Source organism: Corynebacterium sp., from assembly GCF_030532325.1.
Classification (GTDB): Bacteria; Actinomycetota; Actinomycetes; order Mycobacteriales; family Mycobacteriaceae; genus Corynebacterium.
Genome location: NZ_JAUNLS010000011.1, coordinates 1 through 18,041, shown reverse-complemented (window position 1 = coordinate 18,041; position 18,041 = coordinate 1). Strand labels below are relative to the sequence as shown.

The window sequence follows — 18,041 nt, the reverse complement described above, 5'->3', positions numbered from 1 at the left end:
TAGATTCAGGTAAAGTCGCATCCGTGACTACCTCTCGTTTCCATGCGCGCAGGGTTCTCGCCGCGCTGACTTCCTCGGTTCTCGTCTTTTCTCTCGCTGCCCCGGCCCAGGCGGTGACGGCGGAAGCCACCCAGCTTCCCCGCATCTCCGGGGCGGCCTTCAACGACCTCACCTGCACGCCCACCAACAACTCCTACCCGGTAGTCTTCCTCCACGGCACCTCCACCAGCGTCAACGACTGGAAGGCAGCCTCCAACTACCTGGCTGAGCTGGGCTACTGCACCTACGCTTTCAACTACGGCAAGGAGGCCGGCAAGGTGGGCTACGCCCAGGGGGATCTCGACGCCGCCGGCCTGGACGTCGAAGCCGGCATCCAGAACGTGCTGGATAAGACCGGCGCGGAGAAGGTCAGCATCATCGGCCACTCGCAGGGCGGCATGATGGCCAAGAAGTACATCGAGCAGCTCGGCCACGCCGATAAGGTCGATCGCGTCATCACCCTGGGCGCCAACTTCCGCGGTACGGACTTCAACGGTGCCCGCTGGCTGCGCGGGATGTTTGACTCCGCCCCGAAGTTCTGGCGCGGCTTCATCGGCACGGCCGGCTTCCAGCAGGTTATCGGCGATGCCGGCGAGACACCGCAGATCTCCGAGCTCAAAAAGCTCAAGGACACCTCCCCAGGCATCATCTACACCGCCGCCTACTCCCCGCGCGATACCACGGTGACGGACTACGCCTTTGAGAACGAGGCGCCCTACGGCAAGAACATCTCCAGCGTCCTGCAGGGCGAGGAAGGCTGGGTGGTCAACGTCAACGCCGACGAGGCCTGCGGCTACTCCGCTCTCTCCGCCCACCCGCGCATGCCCATGTCTACGGAGACCATCCAGCTCATGGCCTGGGGCCTCTCGCGCACCCCGCACATGACCCAGCCCATCTGCGGCCCGGATGCGGAGTCCATGGTTCCGCTGCCGGTCATCGAGGGCAGCCACATCATCCCGGCTGGACAAAGCACCAAGGTCACGGTGAGCAACGCCGATCAGCTGGGCCGCACGAGGATCACCGCGCCGAAGCTGCCCGCGGGCTGGTCCGCCACCCAGAACGCCGACGGCTCCCTCACCCTCGATCCCATCGACGGGCAGGAGACCGGCCGGTGGACCGACATTCCCGTCGACGTCTCCGTCAACGGTATGAAGCCGGTCACCCTCACCGTGCAGGCGCTGGCCATGCCCGCCCAAGTAGCGTCGGCGGAGATCACCGCCGAGCCCGCCACCATTAAGCCGGGCAGCGGCACCACGCTCACCATCGCCAACCTCGCCGATCTCCCGGAGGACACCACGCTTGCGCTTGCCGACGCCCCCTCCTGGCACCTCTCCGACCTCGACGGCACCTGGGTGCTCAACGCCGACGAGGACGTCAGCGCTGGCGAGCATGAGCTCACGGTGGAGCTGACCTACCCGGACGGCAGCACGGGCACCGCCGCCGTGCGCGTGAATGTCGAGGCGCCGGTGCCGCCGACCCCGACCTCCACCGAACCTTCCAGCACCGAGCCCTCCGAGCCGAGCGAGCCGTCCATCACCGAGTCCTCCGAGCCGAGCGAGCCAACCTCCACCGAGCCGACTTCTACCGAGAGCTCCGAGCCGAGCGAGCCAACCTCCACTGAGCCCACCACCAAGCCGAGCACCACCTCCGCGAAGCCGAGCGAGCCTTCCACCAAGCCGAGCACGTCGACCACGGCGTCGTCGTCAAGCACGCCCACGACCACGGTGTCGTCAAGCAGCACCACCTCCGCCACGCCCAAACCAACGCCTAAGCCAACCCCCAAGCCGGAGGGCTCCGCTGAGTCCAGCTCCGAAGGCGCCAACCCGTGGCTTATCGGTTTCGCTGCGTTCTCTGGTGTGGCGACTATCATCGCAGCCGTCGTCTGGTGGCTGGGACCTGATGTCAGCCAGTGGCAGAAAAGGCTGCAGGAGCTGCTGCCCTGGTAAGTCTCTCACCGCCGGGATACGCGGCTCAGGCCCGTTTTGACTAGGCCCCGGGACCACAGTGTTTGCCTGTGGCCCCGGGGCTTTGCTCTTACGTGGGCCGCCGAGTAGTGCTGGGTGTGTCCTACGTTGCTTCCGCGGTGACCACATTGACGGGGAAGGCGCCCAAAACCGCAGTTTTTGAGGCCTTCCCCGTCAATCTGGTCGCTGGCCGGCGGGCGGGAGAGCGCTAGATGCTGATCTCGCCCTTCTCGGCGCGCAGGCCGATGTCCTTCCGGAAGAAGGCGCCGTCGAGCTCAATGCCGTCGAGGACCTGGTAGGCGGCGGCGCGGGCCTCGGCCAGCGTGGCGCCCTTGCCCAGCACGTTGAGCACGCGGCCGCCGTTGGAGACCACAACGTCCTCGCCGCCGCGAGACTCGCGGGTGGTACCGGCGTGCAGGATCTTGGTGGTATCGGCCAGATCCGCCGAGCGGATGACATCGCCCTTGCGGGGCGAGGCCGGGTAGCCCTCCGCGGCCAAAACCACGGTCACAGCAAAGCCGTCCTCCCACTCCAGGGCGGGCAGCTCAGCCAGCGTGCCCGTGGCCGTGGCGTTGAGCGCGGCCGCCAACGGGGAGCGCAGCAAGCTCAGCACCGGTTGGGTCTCCGGATCACCGAAGCGGCAGTTGAACTCCACCACCGCGGGGCCCTCAGCACCCCAGGCCAAACCGGCGTAGAGCAGGCCCGAGTACGGGGTGCCGCGCTTGACCATCTCCTTGGCCACGGGAACGCAGACCTCGTCGACGATGCGCTGCACGCCCTCGGCAGGCAGCCACGGCAGCGGGGTGTAGGCACCCATGCCGCCGGTGTTTGGGCCTTCGTCGTTGTCGTAGGCGCGCTTGTGGTCCTGCGCGGGCAGCAGCGGCACGACGGTCTCGCCATCAACCAGGCAGAACAGGGACACTTCCGGGCCGTCGAGGAAGGACTCCAGCAGGACGGGGTTGCCGGCGGCCAAGACGGCGTCGACATGCGCGCGGGCAGCAGCGCGCTCAGCGGTGACCACCACGCCCTTGCCGCCTGCCAGGCCATCGTCCTTCACCACGAACTGCGGGCCGAAGCGGTCCAGCGCAGCCTCAATGTTCGCCTCCGCGGCACCCGGTGCGATCTGCTCCGCGCGCGCGGTCTTCACACCCGCCGCGGCCATGACGTCCTTGGCAAAGGCCTTGGAGCCCTCGATCTGCGCGGCGGCCTTGCTGGGGCCAAAGACCGCGATGCCCTCGGCGCGCAGGGCGTCCGCCACGCCGGCCACGAGCGGGACCTCCGGGCCCACGACGACGAGCTCAGCCTCAATCTTCTGCGCCAGCTCCAGCATGCGGGCCGGGGAGTCGACATCGGTGTACTCCGGGTGGGCGGTGGCGATCTCCGCAAAGGCCGGGGAGCCCGGAGCGACGTGCAGGTCGGTGGTGAGGGAATCTGCCTTCAGGCCTTTCAGAAGGGCGTGTTCACGGCCGCCCGAGCCAATAACAAGAATGCGCATGCCGTACATCTTAACGGGCGGTAGCCTAGTGACCATGTCTTCTGTATTTACCAAGATCATCAACGGTGAACTGCCTGCCCGTTTTGTCTACCGCGACGAGACCTGCGTGGCCTTCCTCTCCATCGAGCCGCTGCGCTACGGCCACACCCTCGTGGTGCCCATCGAGGAGGTAGACAAGTGGACGGACCTCGAGCCGCAGACCTGGCTGCACCTCAATGAGGTCGCCCTGGAGATCGGCGAGGCCATCAAGACCGCCTTCGACACCCCGCGCACCGGCTACATCATCGCCGGCTTCGACGTGCCGCACACCCACATCCACCTCTTCCCCACCGAGAAGATGGAGGAGTACGACTTTGCCAAGGCCTACGCTGCCGACGGCACCGACCCCGCCGCCATGGACGAGGCCGCAGCGCGCATCCGCCAGCACCTGGGCACCGACGAGGAAGGCCGCCGCTAGCCGGCTATTCCGCCGCTGCCTTGGGCAGGCTCAGCGTGAACACTGAGCCCTCGCCCAGCTCGGAGGCCACCGAGATGCTGCCTCCGTGCTGCTCCACCAGGGACTTCACAATGGCCAGCCCCAGACCCGAGCCGCCGGTATCGCGCGTGCGGGAGGTATCCGCGCGGTAGAAGCGCTCGAAGATGTGGGCGGCGTCGGCAGGCGACATGCCCTTGCCGTCATCGGCGACGTCGATAAGCACATGCTCGGCCTCCTCCCGCACCACCAGTGTGACCACGGCTTCCTCGCCGCCGTGGCGGATGCCGTTGGAGACCAAGTTGAGCAGTACCTGGTGCAGGCGGTCCGGGTCGCCCTTGACCACGGGGATGTCATGGGCCTCGTTGCGCACCTGAATCTCGCGGCCGGGGAAGGCCGCGCGCGCCGAGGAGCCCACGGAGAGTACGAGCTCGAGCATGTCGACGTCGCGCAGATCCAGCCGCGTGCCCTCCGCGCGGGTGAGCGCCAGCAGATCCTCCACTAGTAGGGACATGCGTTGGGATTCGGCGTCGATCTTGGAGAGCACAAAGTCCGCGTCCTGGGTGGCGCCGGAGCGGTAGAGCTCGGCATAGCCGTGCAGGCTGGTCAGCGGCGTGCGCAGCTCGTGGGAGGCGTCGCCGACGAAGCGGCGCATCTGCTCCTCCTTCTCCTGTGCGTCCACCACGGAGCGCTGCAGCTGGCCCAGCATGATGTTGAGCGCGGCGGAGAGCTGGCCCACCTCGGTGTGCGCCGGCCACTCAGGCACGCGCTTGTCCAGGTCACCCGCGGCAATTTGGGAGGCGGTCTTTTCCACCACGCGCAGCGGCCGCAGGGCCCGGCGGATGAACCACATGCCCACCAAGGCGATGAGCAGCATGACCACGGCGGTGATGATGATCTGCACCATGGCCAGGCCGCGCAGGGTGGAGCGGTCAGTGGTGAGGTCCTTGGCCACGACCAGCACGTTGCCCTCGTCCTCCACGGCGATGGCGCGCCACTCGTTGTTGCCCTCGAGCGAGCGCACGGTCTCGGGGCTGCCGCCGACGTAGAGATCACGCACGTCAGGAATGGAGGTGTCCGGGCCGGTGTAGAGGAAGGAGCCGTCGGGCTGATAGACCAGCGCCACGAATTCCGTGGGCGGGCGCTGCCCGCTGTCGTAGACCAGGGCGGCGGTGCTCAGGTTGTGCGCCCAAGTGTGGGTGGCCTCGGTGAGCTCCTGGTCGATGCGCGAGAAGAGCACGTCGCGCATGATGGAGGACACCGCCAGGGAGGAGCCCGTCAGCCCCAGGCCGGAGACCAGCACCATGAGCACCAAGAGCCAGGTGCGCAGCGGTAGGGCCTTGGGCCACTGGAAGCGGCGGCGCGGCGTGGTCGCGCCCAGCAGGGTGACGTCGGAGTGCGGCGAGCGGACCGGCTGGGGGGCTTCTTCTGCGCTCATGTCTAGGAGCGGGGCATGCGCAGGACGTAGCCCACTCCGCGCACGGTGTGGATGAGCGGGGTATCGCCGGTGTCGATCTTGCGGCGCAAGTAGGAGATGTAGGACTCCACCACGTTGCCGTCACCGCCGAAGTCGTAGTGCCACACGTTGTCCAGGATCTTCGCCTTGGAGAGCACCACTTCCTTGTTCTGCATGAGGTAGCGCAGCAGGTTGAACTCGGTGGGCGAAAGCTCGACGATCTCCCCGGCCTTGGTGACCTCGTGGGTGTCGTCGTTCAGTGTGAGATCCGCGTAGGTGATGGTGGCGTCCCCGCCGTCGCTTTCGGCGTTTGCGCCGCGGCGCAGGATGACGCGCAGGCGGGTGATGACTTCCTCCAGGCTGAAGGGCTTGGTCACGTAGTCATCCGCGCCGATGGTCAGGCCGTGGATGCGCTGGTCCACCGAGTCCTTGGCGGTGAGGTAGAGCACCGGGCCGTCGAGGCCCTCCTGGCGCAGCTTGCCCAGCAGCTCGAAGCCGTCCATGCCGGGCATCATGACGTCCATGATGTAGGCGTCGGGGTTGACCTCCCGCGCCACGCGCAGCGCCTCGGTGCCGCTGTTGGCGCTGTACACGTCGAAGCCCTGAAACTTCAGGGAGACGGTGAGAAGTTCGACGATGTTGGGCTCGTCATCAACAACGAGAACCTTGACCTCTTTGGAATCTTCCATTGTCCCGCTTTCCTTCCTCTGCTACCCCACGACGCCGTGCTTGCCGACGCCGCCTTCAGGCACATCTTTACTCAAAGAGAGCATTATGGCACTCCGCCTATCAAGGGTACTGAGCAAAGTCTGTGCGCTGGCTGTGAACGGCTGGCCCCTAGGAAAGGGAGGCCGGGATGTTGCGCAGGTTGGACTTGGCCATGGACAGCATGCGGCCCACGCCTCCGCCGAAGACCGTGCGGGTCGCCGCCTTGGAAAAGCCCATGAGCTGCTCGAAGGTCAGTGTCGGCGGCAGGGAGAGCGCGTTGGGGTCGGTGACCATATCCACCAGCACGGGCCCGTCGAAGGCCAGGGCCTCGCGGATCTGCTCGCGCGCGGTGGCCGGGTCCTCGATGCGCACGTGCTTGATGCCGGCGGCCTCGGCGATCTTGGCGTAGTTGACCGGCGCGTGGTCCGTCTCGTGCTCCGGTAGGCCCTGCACCAGCATCTCCAGCTTGACCATGCCCAGCGAGGAGTTGTTGAAGACGAACATCTTCACCGGCAGGTTGTGCAGTTTCACGGTGAGCAGCTCGCCCATGAGCATGGACAGGCCGCCGTCGCCGGAAAAGGTGACCACCTGGCGCCCGGGGTTAGCCGCCTGGGCGCCGATGGCCTGCGGCAGGGCGTTAGCCATGGTGCCGTGGCGGAAGGAGCCGAGCTGCTCGCGGCGCCCATTGGCCGTAATGTAGCGGGCGGCCCACACGTTGCACATGCCGGTGTCCACGGTGAAGATGGCGTCCTCGGCCGCTTCCTCATCGATGATGTCTGCCAGGTACTCCGGGTGGATAGGCTTGGACTTCTCCACGTTGCTGGTGTAGGCCTCCACCACGCTAGTCAGCTTGTCGCAGTGCAGTTTGAGCATGCGGTCGAGGAAGCTGCGGTCCGTCTTCTCCTCCACGTGCGGCAGGATGTTCTCGATGGTCGCGGCCACATCACCCGTCACCGGGTAGGAGATGCGGGTGCGGCGGCCGATGTGGGAGCCGTCGATATCCACCTGCGCCACGTTCTTGGTGGGCAGGAAGTCATTGTAGGGAAAGTCCGTGCCCAGCATGATGAGCAGGTCCGCCTCGTGGGTGGCCTCGTGCGCGGCGCCGTAGCCCAGCAGGCCTGACATGCCGACGTCAAAGGGGTTGTCATACTGGATGTACATCTTGCCGCCCAGAGCGTGGCCGATGGGGGACTTGATCTTCTCCGCCAGGGCCAGCACCTGCTCACGGGCGTCCTTGGCGCCGGCGCCGACGAAAAGCGTGACGGTCTCGGCCTCGTTGATGGCCTGGGTCAGGGCTGCCGCCTCGGCCGGATCCGGGAAGACCACCGGGCGGCCGGAGGAGACCACCGAGGAGGTAAACGTGTCATCCTCGGCCTCGTGGGTGGAGACGTCGCCGGGAATGACCAGGACGGACACGCCCTTGCCCGCCATGGTGGACTGCACCGCGTGGTGCAGCACCACGGAGCCCTGATCCGCCGAGTTGACCATCTCGCAGTAGCCGGAGCACTCCTGGAAGATCTTCTCCGGGTGGGTCTCCTGGAAGAAGGTGGAGCCGATCTGGCGGGAGGGGATGTGGCTGGCCAGGGCGAGGACCTTGGCGCCGTTGCGGTGGGCGTCGTACAGCCCCTGGATAAGGTGCGTGTTGCCGGGGCCGCAGGAAGCCGCACACACGGCGAGCTGGCCGGTGCTTAAGGAATCCGCCTCGGCGGCGAAGGCGGCGGCCTCCTCGTTGCGCACGTGCACCCACTCGATGGAGGACTTGCGCACGGCGTCCACGATGGGGTTAAGGGAGTCACCCACCAGGCCATAAATGCGCTTCACGCCGTGTTCCTCGAGGGTCTGGACGAGCTGCTGTGCGTAATTGCGAGCCATTTTCTCCGCCTTTCTTTTGCTTTAATCTTGAACCCCAGTGTTCCTGCTCCCACCCAGTTCTCGCCACCAAGGCGCGCTATTCTCACACTTAGGGTTACCTATGGTTCGCACCACAGGGCAGGTTTTGCTGAATTGAATCCGGCTAGCGCGTTCTTTACAGTTTCTTGACATGCACGCCGCGGGGCCTACACGCAGGCCTACCTCACCACGGTGGGGGTGCTGGCCGCGAGCATGCTGGTGCTCACCGCGGTGACGGGGTGGCTGTTTCGGGCCAATCCGAAGTCGGGCGCGGCGGTGTAGGGCGGCGTCGGCAAGCGGCGCCAGGGGCGTCACGGGCGCCACAGGTATTGAGCTGGAGACGAGACTTGAACTCGCAACCTACGCATTACAAGTGCGTTGCGCTACCGATTGCGCCACTCCAGCACCGCGGATAACCGCTGCAAGCATCGTACCCGAGAGCCCGCCGGGTTAAAAACGGCCAAGCGGTAGATGCAGCCGCAGGGCCAAAAAGATAGAGTGCAGGGGCAACTGTAGAGCGTGCGTTCACAAGGAATCGGAGTGTCTGTTTTTTCCACCATGCGGGAGCGCCTACGGGCCTCCCAGCGCGTCGCCACCATCGATGCCGCCAAGGCCGCGCCGCCGCCCTCCCCGCTGGCCCCCGTCGACCTCACCGACCCCGCCCAAGTCACCGGCGTCATGGAGATCGCCGCACGCGTGGGCGCCATCCTCATCACCGCGGGTACGGCCAACTCCGACACCCAGGCGCAGGTCCACCTCGTGGCCTCCTCCTATGGCCTGCACTACTGCCACGTGTCCATCCTCATGAACACAATCACCATCAGCACGGCCATCGGCACCGGCAGCAACCGCCAGAACCTGCACGTCTTCCGCGTGGCGCCGAGCATCTCCGTGGACTTCACCAAACTCTCCGCGGTGGACCGGCTCATCCACTCCATCCAGTCCGGCGCCACCCCACCGGCGGTGGCGGAAAAACGCCTCGACGAGATTGACCAGATGCACAACCCCTACTCCACCCCGGTCATCCTGGCCGGCTGGGGTGTGATGGGCAGCGCCTTTTCCGTCATGCTGGGTGGCGACGCCCTCGTAGGCATTGTGACCTTTTGCATCACGGTGCTCATCATGGGCACCAACACCTTCCTGGCCGGCTACCGGCTGCCGCCCTTCTACCAGAACATCGTGGGTGGCTTCCTCGCGGTGCTGCCGGCGGCGATCCTCTACAACATCTTCGCCAGCTTTGGCATCTCGATGCTACCCTCGCAGATCATCGGTTCAGGCATCATCGTGCTGGTGGCGGGACTCACCTTGGTGCAGTGCCTCGTCGACGGCATCACGCGCGCCCCCGTCACCTCCGCCGCGCGCTTCTTCGAGGCGCTGATGTCCACCGGCGCCATCATCGGCGGCATCGGCATGGGCATCCAGTGCGCAGCCTGGCTCAACTTCAGCCTGCCGCCGCTGGCTACCCTGGCCCCGCCGGTCTACCACGAGTTGCCGCTGCTGGTGATCTGCGGCGGCATCGGCTCGGCGGCCTTCGCCCTGGCGCTGGGCGCGACGATCATGGAAGTCACCATCTCCGGGCTCACCGCCGCAGCCGGCATGATCTTTTACTACGTCGTGGTCATCACCTTCGGGGTGGGCGGCGTGGTGGCCTCCGGACTCTCCGCCATCGCGGTGGGCCTGGCCGGCGGCTTGCTCTCGCGCCGCTACGTCATGCCGCCGCTCATCACAATGATCGTGGGCTACACCCCGATGCTGCCGGGCCTGACGCTCTACCGCGGCATGTACGCCTCGCTCAACGAGCAGATCATCACCGGCCTCATCAACCTCACCTCCGCGCTGGCCATTGCCGGCGCGCTGGCCGCGGGTGTGGTCTTTGGTGAGCGCGTGGCCCGCCGCCTGCGACGCCCGCAGTACTTCCGCCCCTACTCCACCTTCAAGCGCATGGGCGCCTTCTCCTTCATGCGGGCCACCCGGCTTGCGCAGCGCGCCCGCATCCCGCGCGTGCCGATGTCCCCCTTTGCCCCGCGTCAAAACTTCCCGGCCCCGCCGCCGCAGCAGGGCCCGCAGCCGCCCACGCCCGCACAGCAGGCCCGCTTCCAGCAGTCCGAGGCGGCCACCGAGGAGTGGCAGGCCGTCACCGACATGTGGCCGGCAACGTCTCAGTGGCCCGCGCAGCCGCAGCCGGGCCAGCAATCCCGGCCCGACCGGCCGCGGTACACGGTGCCGGGCACACACGACGCCGAGCAATAGCGTAGAATGCGAGGTTTGAAAGCTTTCCCCTTTTAAGTTCTGGAGGACGACGTGCCACCCAAGGTCACTGATACTCAGCCCGCTGTTGACAACACTCACGCAGTTGAGGAAGAGACCGCCCGCGCTGCGCGCCGCATCGTTGCCACCTACGCGGAGGATTTCCTCGACGGCGTGACGCTGATGTCCATGCTTGGCGTCGAGCCGGAGGGCCTGGTGCACAAGAAGGTGCTGGCGGAGCATGCCGACGCCGCCCCGAAGAAGACCACCCGCAAGAAGGCCACGAAGAAGGCGTAAATCATCATGTCTGGCCACTCCGCAGAACGCACCAACAACTTTGTCGTGGTGGCCAACCGCCTCCCGGTTGACCTGGAAACCCAACCCGACGGCACCCGCGAATGGAAGGCCTCCCCGGGTGGCCTGGTCACCGCGCTGTCCCCCGTTCTGGAAGCGCACCAGGGCTGCTGGGTGGGCTGGCCCGGCGTGGCCGACGAAGCCCCCGAGCCCTTCACCACCGAGCGCGGCGTGCGCCTGCACCCCGTCAAGCTCACCCAGGCGGATTACGAGTCCTTCTACGAGGGCTTTTCCAACGCCACGCTGTGGCCGCTGTACCACGATCTCATCGTCACCCCCGTCTATGACCGCGACTGGTGGGAGGCCTACCGCGAGGTCAATCTGCGCTTTGCCAACGAGGTCGCCGCCGTGGCCGCCGATAACGCCACCGTGTGGGTGCAGGACTACCAGCTGCAACTCGTGCCCGGCATCCTGCGCCAGCTGCGCCCCGATCTCACCATTGGCTTCTTCCTGCACATCCCCTTCCCCTCCCCGGATCTCTTCCGCCAGCTGCCCTGGCGTGAGGAGCTGGTGCGCGGGCTGCTCAACGCCGATCTCATCGGCTTCCACCTAGAATCCAACGCCCGCAACTTCCTCGAGCTGGCCCGCCTGCAGGGCCTCGACGTCGAGGGGGAGGTCTCCACCCGCGAGGTCACCGCCCACATCCGCATGGCCAACGGCCACCGCGTGGGCGTGGGGGCCTTCCCCATTTCCATCTCCACCCGGGAGTTCACGCACCTCGACGAGGCTGACGAGGCCTCCGTGGCCCAGCTGCGCGCTGACCTCGGCGCGCCCCGCCACATCATCCTCGGCGTGGACCGCCTGGACTACACCAAGGGCATCCTGCAGCGGCTGACCGCCTTTGAGGAGCTGTTGGATACCGGGGCGCTTAACCCAGGGGAGGTCACCCTGGTGCAGCTGGCCACCCCCTCGCGCGAGCGCATCTCCCACTACCAGGCCACCCGCTCCAAGGTGGAGGAGGCCGTGGGCCGCATCAACGGCCGCTTCGCCTCCCTGGGCGCGCCCGTGGTGCACTACCAGCACCGCAGCGTGCCCAAGGACGTGCTGCGCACCTACTACCGGCTTGCCGACGTCATGCTAGTCACCCCCTTCAAAGACGGCATGAACCTGGTGGCCAAGGAGTACGTGGCCTGCCACGCTGACGGCTCCGGGGCCCTGGTGCTCTCCGAGTTCGCCGGCGCCGCCCAAGAGCTGCAGGAGGCCAGCCTGTGCAACCCCTTCGACATTGAGTCGGTCAAGCGGGCGCTGCTGTCTACCATCAAAGCACTCGACGAGCAGCCGGAGATGATGGCCGAGCGCATGCGGGCGATGCACCAGCAGGTGCTGGACAACGACGTCGACCGCTGGTCCCAGTCCTTCCTTGGCGCTCTCGAGGAGGCCCGATGCGCACGCTAAGGGCGGCGCTGTGCGCCGCAGCGGCCGTGGCTGCCCTGGGGCTCGGCGCCTGCGGCAGCGAGGAGCAGGGCCCGGCACCGCGGGGTGACGCGGGCGTTGTGGGCAAGCAGTGGCAGGTCATCGGCCTGTACACCGCGCCGGACGCGCCCTCGGGGATCCCGCGAGGTATCGCCACCGTGCCGCAGATGAGCTTCGGGGAGAGCAGCGTGGTGGGCGATACCGGCTGCGCAGCCTTCACCGCGGAAGTCTCCTTCAGCGCGGAGGACAAGCCAGCCAACATCCGCGACGCGGAAGCTATGCGCGTGGACTCGGTGCGCTATGACGCGCCCCGCCAGCCCTGCGAGGGCTCCTCGAGCTGGGCGCATAACCTCATGCACAACCTGATCAGTGAGGGCCACGAGTTCGACTTCACCCTCGACCCCAACAACCAGCTGGTGCTCACGCTGCGCACCGGTGCCGTGGACTCCCCCAGCATCCAGATGACCGCCCTGTAAAGGATAGGCTGGGAGGCATGTTTGAAGAACTCGCCTCCACCGAGCATCTGGCCGTGGTCTCCGACTTCGACGGCACCCTGGCCGGCCACGACACCGACATCTACGCCGTCAAGCCCCACCCGCGCTCGATTGCCGCGCTGGAGCGGCTAGCGCAGCTGCCGCGGACCACCGTCGCCGCGCTCTCGGGCCGCCACCTCGACGGGCTAAAGCGGGTCTTCCCGCTGCGCGAGCCGGTGCTGCTGGGCGGCTCGCACGGCGCAGAGTCCTCCTGGGAGCCGGCGCAGCTTGACGACGCCATGCGTGCCCACCTCGCCACCAAAGAGGCCGAGCTGCGCGAGATTGCGCAGCGCTACGGCGCGGGCCTGGAGATCAAGCCCTTCCAGCGCGTGCTGCACGTGCGCGAGCTGGAGCAGCGGGACCCGGAGGCGGCCCGTCAGGCCTACGAGGAGGCCGCGGCGCTCGATGCCGGGGGATTCCCCAAGACGGTGGGCAAGTCCATCGTCGAGTACTCCGCCACCGCTGACACCAAGGGCACGTGGATTGAGAAGCTGCGCGCCAAGGTCGGCGCCACCGCGGTGGTTTTCTTGGGCGATGACACCACCGACGAGGACGGCTTCGCCGTGCTCCACCAGCCGCAGGACCTGGGCGTGAAGGTGGGCGAAGGCGACACGCTGGCCCAGCACCGGGTGGCGGACCTGGACGGGGTGGCCGACTTCCTCGAGGAGCTGGCCCGCGCCCGCGCCGACTTTCTAGCGGCACACTAGGCGCGCGGCGGGCCCACGGTGCGCCCGGCGTGGAAGCTGGTGGGCAGCAGCTCCCTGGTGCCCCAATCCTCGCCGGGCCCTTCGGCGATGAGCCTGGCCAGCATCCGCCCGGCGGCAGCACCCTTGTCCTTGTTGGGCTGAATCACCGTGCTGAGATCCGCCAGCAGCGCGGTGGAGATGCCGTCGAATCCGGTCACGGAGAGATCCTCCGGCACCCGCAGCCCACGCTCGCGCGCCACGCTGAGCACTCCGAGGGCCATCGAGTCCGTGGTGCACAACACCGCGGTGAGCTCCGGATGCGCGTCCAGCAACTCCGCGGCGGCCGCCCGGGCGGTGGCGGGATCGTTGATGTGGCGGGTGACCACGGGGATCGCTTCGCGCTCTAGGCCGGCGGCTGCGAAGACATCGAGCACGCCGAGCACGCGGGAGCGCTGCACGTGCATGTCCGCACTGCCCAGCTGCTGCGGGCTGACGGGCCCGTCGAGGCGCTCGCGGTGCAGGCGGATGGCGAGGATGCCGATGTGGCGGTGGCCGGCATCGACAAGCGCGCGGGCGGCCGGGGCGATCGCTGCGTAATCGTCGATGCCCACGAAGGGCAGCCCGGAGTCTGTGGGCTGATCGCACACCACCAGCGGGAGGCCGCGGCGCTGCGCAGCGGCCAGGTAGGCATCCCCCGCCGCCACCGAGTAGACCACGAAGCCATCCACCGCCGCCCCGCCGATGAGCTCCGCGGCCTGGGCCTGGCTGCTTGCGGTATCCGGCCCGGCGGGAATGAGCGTGATGTTGGTGCCGTCGGAGGCACCCGCCAGCCCGGCGAGGAAGTCCACCGAGGCCATGTCCTCGAAGGCGTAGGAGAGGTGCTCCGTCAGCAGCACGCCGATGGAGCCCTGGCGGCGGGTGCGCAGGCTGCGGGCGGTGGGATCCGGGCCCGGGTAGCCCAGCGCTGCGGCGGCGGCCAGGATGCGCTCGCGGGTATCGGGGGCGAGCTGATCCGGCCGGTTGTAGGCGTTGGAGACGGTGGTGCGGGACACCCCCAGCGCGGCGGCCACCGAGGCAAGGGTGGCGCGGGGCTGTTTGACCATGGTTGCTTAGCCTACCATTTTCAATCCATTTCCATTTGACAGCTATTTTCAACAACGCGATAGTAGAAGGCATGAACCCTACACGCTCCCTCCTGGCGTTCAGCGCCACGGCCGCCCTGCTCAGCGGCTGCGCCACGGACGCCGAACCGCAGGACTCCACGATCACCGTCGTGGCCTCCACCTCCATCTGGGCCGACGTGGCCGAGGCGGTCATCGACACCGCGCAGGCTGACGTGGACATCGAGGTCGAGCCCATCGTCAAGGGCAACGGCGTGGACCCCCACCACTTCGAACCCACCGCCGCGGACCTGGCCAAGGCCAACGAGGCCGACGTGCTCATCGTCGGTGGCGGCGGCTACGATTCCTGGCTCTACCAGGCCGTGAGCAACCAGGACGACATCATCTCCGCCCTCCCCCTCACGGATCACGGCGCACTCGACGAGCAGCCCGACGTCGTCAGCGCCGCCGAGGCCAAGCAGGACCGCGACTCCATCACCAACATCGACGGCAACGAGCACATCTGGTACGACGCCGCCGCACTCGAGAAGGTGGCCAGCGAGGTCGCCGACCTCGTCAACGAAGCCAACCCCGAGGCCCATGCCAGCGCCGCGCCGCTGGTCGAACGCGTCGAAGGCATCAAGCAGCGCCTCATGCAGCTGCCCGCCGTGGACTACGCGCAGACCGAGCCCATCGCGGACTACATCATGAAGTACACCGACAGCACCGACGTCACCCCCGAGGGCTACCGCAAGGCCACCGTCTCCGAGGGCGAGCCCACCGCCGCCGACCTCGCGCGCTTCCTCCAGGCCATCAAGGAAGACAAGGTCGAGCTCTTGGTGTACAACCCGCAGACCGAGACGGACATCGCCACGCGCATTCACGACGCCGCCGAGCAGCGCCACATCCCCATCGTGGAAATCGGCGAGACCCCGCCCGAGGGCACCAACTTCCTCGACTACTACGACCACGCCGTCTCCTCACTCGAAGCGATTTAAGTGCTAGTTCAATTTCATAACGCGGCCGTCGAGCCGCTGTGGTCCGGCCTGAACCTCTCCGTGGACAGCGGGGAGTTCATCGCCGTTTTGGGCCCCAACGGCGCCGGCAAGTCCACCCTGCTGGGCACCATCCTGGGCACCCGCCAGCTCAGCGCCGGCTCCGTCGAGGTCACCTCGCGCGTGGGCTTCATCCCGCAGCAGCGCATGTTCCCGCCCGATCTGCCCCTGCGCGCCCGCGACCTCGTCTCGCTCTCACTGGCCCACGGGGTGTTTAAGGGGCGTCGCCCGGCGCTCGGCCGTGTGGATGAGTTGCTGGCGGAGGTCGGCGCGGAGGGCATCGCCAAGCGCCGCGTGGGCCAGCTCTCCGGCGGCCAGCAGCAGCTCATCCGGCAGGCGCAGGCGCTGGCGAACGACCCGCAGCTGCTGCTTGCCGACGAGCCCCTCCTCTCCCTCGACCCCGCCCGCCAAAAGGACACGGTGGCCAAGCTCGACCGCTGGCGCCACGAGCGCGGCACCTCGGTCATCTTTGTCACCCACGGCATCAACCCGGTGCTCGGCGTGGTGGACAAGGTGCTCTACATCGCCCCGCACGGGCACATGTACGGCGAGGTCAGCGAGGTCATGCGCTCGGAGGTGCTCAGCGAGCTCTACGGCTCCAAGGTTAACGTCATCACCGTGGATGGGAGACTCATCGTTGTCTAGGTTGTCTAATTTCTGGCACGACACCCAGTACCTGCTGGGGGTGGACTTCGTGCAGTCCTCGCTTGTGGCCTGCGCGCTGCTGGGCATCCTTTCGGGCGTGATGACCTCGCTCATCGTGCTGCGGCAGATGTCCTTTTCGGTGCACGCCACCTCGGAGCTCGCGCTCATGGGCGCGGCGGCCGCGCTGCTCTTCGGGCTCAACATCGGCGCCGGCGCCCTAGTGGGCGCGGTGGTGGCCGCCATCATCCTGGCGGTGCTGGGGCTGCGCGGGCAGCAGGACAGCGCCATCGGCGTAGTGATGAGCTTTGGGTTGGGCTTGTCCGTGCTCTTCCTGCACCTCTACCCCGGCAACGCGACGACCGCCATGACGCTGCTGACCGGCCAAATCGTCGGCGTGTCCGCGGCCTCAGTGCGGCTGTTGGCGTTGACCACGGTGATCATTGTGGTGGCGGTGGCGCTGCTGTGGCGGCCCATGCTTTTTGCCTCCGCCGACCCGGTCATGGCGCAGGCAGCGGGGGTCAACGTCAAGCTCATCTCGGTCTTCTTCGCCGTGCTGGTGGGCCTGGCGGCGGCGCAGTCGGTACAGATTGTGGGCTCGCTGCTGGTCATGGCGCTGCTCATCACGCCGGGGGCGGCAGCGGTGCAGATTACCTCCTCGCCGGTCAAGGCGGTGCTGTGGTCCACGCTTTTTGCGGAGGTGGCCGCGGTGGGTGGCTTCGTGCTCTCGCTGGCGCCGGGGCTGCCGGTCTCGGTGTTTGTCACCACGATTTCTTTTGTTATCTATCTGCTCTGCCGCTTCGTGGGCTGGCGGCGCGGGCGTGCGGCGGTGCGCGATGACGTCGCTGCCGCCCGCTTCTTCCGGGGCGACCGCGAAGGCCGGGGCGCCGGCGATGAGCACCACACCAGCCACTAGACTGTCTCCTCATGAAAGAGACGCTGGAGATTGACGGCCTAACGCGCACCTTCACCGTGGTGGAGCCTGAAAAGCCGCGGGACCTGCTGTTGTTCTTTCACGGCTCCTTGCAGTCGGGCTCGGTGATGCGCCGTTTTACCGACGGCACCTTTGACGAGCTCGCCCGGCGCACCGGCTGCGTGCTCATCTACCCGGATGGGGTGGACCGGCACTTCAACGATTACCGTCGGCAGCTGCCGGTCAAGGCGCGGGAGCTGGGCGTCGATGATATCGCCTTCACCCGCGCGCTGGTCTCCCTGGCCCAGCGGCGCTACGGCACTCAGCGCACCTTCGCCTGCGGTTACTCCAACGGCGGGCAGATGGTGCTGCGCCTGCTTTTCGACGCCCCCGGCCTCCTCCACGCCGCCTGCGTCTTCGCCTCCACCTTGGGCGAGGGCGATAACCACGCCCCGAGCAACCCGGACTCCGCGTATCGGCCCACCCCGCTGATGTTCATGCATGGGACGGCGGACCCGTACGCGCCCTACGAGGGCGGTGTGGCGGGCCTGGACCCGCAGCGAACGCGGGGCCGGGTGACCTCTGCGCTGTGGACCGCCAAGCACATGGCGCAGCTCAACGGCGCCGCCGCCGAGCCGGTGCTCGCGCGCCCTTACCCGGACGTCGAGGTGCGCACCTGGGAGGGCGAGAACCCCGTCGAGTTCTGGACCATGCTGGGCGCCGGCCACGTCATCCCCTCGGGCAAGGAGCTGGACCCGCGTATTGGGCCGAACACCGATAGCTTCCTAGCCGCGGATGTGGTGGGCCGCTTCTTCGGGCTGCGCTAGCCGAAGCCCACCTGCTCAACCGCGCGCATCACCGCCGAACCGCGCGCCAGCGTCTCGCCGTATCGCGCGCACGCACCCGGCATCAGTGGCGCTGCGGATGCCCAAGGCTTCGAATGCCTCACCGTGCTTGGGCACGGCGTGTAGAGGAACCGGGAAGCCGGTTCCCCTGCTGGGTGCGTGGTGTCTGCTGGGTGCTGTGGCGCCTCCTTGGGGGCTGGTGCTGAGTGGCGGCTCATGGCCGGGTGTG

The 18,041-nt window shown here is 67.4% G+C and carries 15 protein-coding genes, 1 tRNA gene and 1 pseudogene; 11 read left to right on the top strand and 6 right to left on the bottom strand.

Annotation, left to right across the window (positions count from 1 at the left end; translation table 11 throughout):
• The first annotated feature begins 23 nt into the window (after positions 1-23).
• On the top strand, positions 24-1,985 hold the full coding sequence (locus Q4E25_RS07250) for an alpha/beta fold hydrolase (RefSeq protein WP_303155860.1): 1,962 nt from the start codon (positions 24-26) through the stop codon (positions 1,983-1,985).
• 226 nt (positions 1,986-2,211) lie between these two features.
• Here Q4E25_RS07250 and purD read toward each other — a convergent pair whose 3' ends face one another.
• Positions 2,212-3,498, bottom strand: coding sequence for a phosphoribosylamine--glycine ligase (gene purD / locus Q4E25_RS07245; RefSeq protein WP_303155857.1), 1,287 nt, complete (start codon positions 3,496-3,498; stop codon positions 2,212-2,214).
• 34 nt (positions 3,499-3,532) lie between these two features.
• Between purD and Q4E25_RS07240 the strand changes: the two genes are divergently transcribed.
• On the top strand, positions 3,533-3,955 hold the full coding sequence (locus tag Q4E25_RS07240; RefSeq protein ID WP_303155855.1) for an HIT family protein: 423 nt from the start codon (positions 3,533-3,535) through the stop codon (positions 3,953-3,955).
• 4 nt (positions 3,956-3,959) lie between these two features.
• Here Q4E25_RS07240 and Q4E25_RS07235 read toward each other — a convergent pair whose 3' ends face one another.
• The 4 genes from Q4E25_RS07235 to Q4E25_RS07220 all read right to left on the bottom strand — a co-directional run bounded on the left by Q4E25_RS07235 (position 3,960) and on the right by Q4E25_RS07220 (position 8,429).
• Positions 3,960-5,408 carry a cell wall metabolism sensor histidine kinase WalK gene (locus Q4E25_RS07235; protein WP_303155853.1) on the bottom strand — a complete coding sequence of 483 codons (1,449 nt, stop codon included), beginning with the start codon at positions 5,406-5,408 and terminating at the stop codon, positions 3,960-3,962.
• 2 nt (positions 5,409-5,410) lie between these two features.
• On the bottom strand, positions 5,411-6,115 hold the full coding sequence (locus Q4E25_RS07230) for a response regulator transcription factor (protein WP_303155850.1): 705 nt from the start codon (positions 6,113-6,115) through the stop codon (positions 5,411-5,413).
• Between the two features lie 148 nt (positions 6,116-6,263).
• Positions 6,264-8,006 (bottom strand): pyruvate dehydrogenase, encoded by a 1,743-nt coding sequence (locus tag Q4E25_RS07225; RefSeq protein ID WP_303155848.1) that lies wholly within the window; start codon positions 8,004-8,006, stop codon positions 6,264-6,266.
• A 350-nt stretch (positions 8,007-8,356) separates the two neighbouring features.
• Positions 8,357-8,429, bottom strand: a tRNA-Thr gene (locus Q4E25_RS07220).
• A 135-nt stretch (positions 8,430-8,564) separates the two neighbouring features.
• Between Q4E25_RS07220 and Q4E25_RS07215 the strand changes: the two genes are divergently transcribed.
• The 5 genes and pseudogenes from Q4E25_RS07215 (at position 8,565) to otsB (ending at position 13,278) form a co-directional block, all read left to right on the top strand.
• Positions 8,565-10,274 (top strand): threonine/serine exporter ThrE family protein, encoded by a 1,710-nt coding sequence (locus Q4E25_RS07215; protein WP_303155845.1) that lies wholly within the window; start codon positions 8,565-8,567, stop codon positions 10,272-10,274.
• Positions 10,275-10,325: 51 nt separating this feature from the next.
• Positions 10,326-10,565: pseudogene (locus Q4E25_RS07210) on the top strand (hypothetical protein); the annotation flags it as partial.
• A gap of 9 nt (positions 10,566-10,574) precedes the next feature.
• Positions 10,575-12,020, top strand: a complete 1,446-nt coding sequence (locus Q4E25_RS07205; RefSeq protein ID WP_303155843.1) for a trehalose-6-phosphate synthase — start codon at positions 10,575-10,577, stop codon at positions 12,018-12,020.
• Positions 12,008-12,514 carry a hypothetical protein gene (locus Q4E25_RS07200; RefSeq protein ID WP_303155840.1) on the top strand — a complete coding sequence of 169 codons (507 nt, stop codon included), beginning with the start codon at positions 12,008-12,010 and terminating at the stop codon, positions 12,512-12,514. Before Q4E25_RS07205 ends, Q4E25_RS07200 begins: the two co-directional genes overlap by 13 nt.
• 17 nt (positions 12,515-12,531) lie before the next feature.
• Positions 12,532-13,278: a trehalose-phosphatase gene (gene otsB / locus Q4E25_RS07195; RefSeq protein WP_303155837.1), complete on the top strand. Its 747-nt coding sequence runs from the start codon at positions 12,532-12,534 to the stop codon at positions 13,276-13,278.
• Here otsB and Q4E25_RS07190 read toward each other — a convergent pair.
• Entirely contained in the window at positions 13,275-14,360 is a 1,086-nt protein-coding gene (locus Q4E25_RS07190) for a LacI family DNA-binding transcriptional regulator (protein WP_303155835.1), read from the bottom strand. The genes otsB and Q4E25_RS07190 overlap by 4 nt on opposite strands.
• A 71-nt stretch (positions 14,361-14,431) precedes the next feature.
• Between Q4E25_RS07190 and Q4E25_RS07185 the strand changes: the two genes are divergently transcribed.
• From Q4E25_RS07185 to Q4E25_RS07170, 4 genes are read left to right on the top strand one after another with little or no spacing between them, the layout of a single operon-like run.
• The gene (locus Q4E25_RS07185; protein WP_303155832.1) at positions 14,432-15,355 is read left to right on the top strand and encodes a metal ABC transporter solute-binding protein, Zn/Mn family; all 924 of its coding nucleotides are present in this window, start codon (positions 14,432-14,434) and stop codon (positions 15,353-15,355) included.
• A complete protein-coding gene (locus Q4E25_RS07180; protein ID WP_303155829.1) occupies positions 15,356-16,057 on the top strand; it encodes a metal ABC transporter ATP-binding protein in 702 nt (233 codons plus the stop codon).
• On the top strand, positions 16,035-16,970 hold the full coding sequence (locus tag Q4E25_RS07175) for a metal ABC transporter permease (RefSeq protein ID WP_303155827.1): 936 nt from the start codon (positions 16,035-16,037) through the stop codon (positions 16,968-16,970). Before Q4E25_RS07180 ends, Q4E25_RS07175 begins: the two co-directional genes overlap by 23 nt.
• Positions 16,971-16,981: 11 nt before the next feature.
• Positions 16,982-17,794: a PHB depolymerase family esterase gene (locus tag Q4E25_RS07170; protein WP_303155825.1), complete on the top strand. Its 813-nt coding sequence runs from the start codon at positions 16,982-16,984 to the stop codon at positions 17,792-17,794.
• The last annotated feature ends 247 nt before the right edge of the window (positions 17,795-18,041 follow it).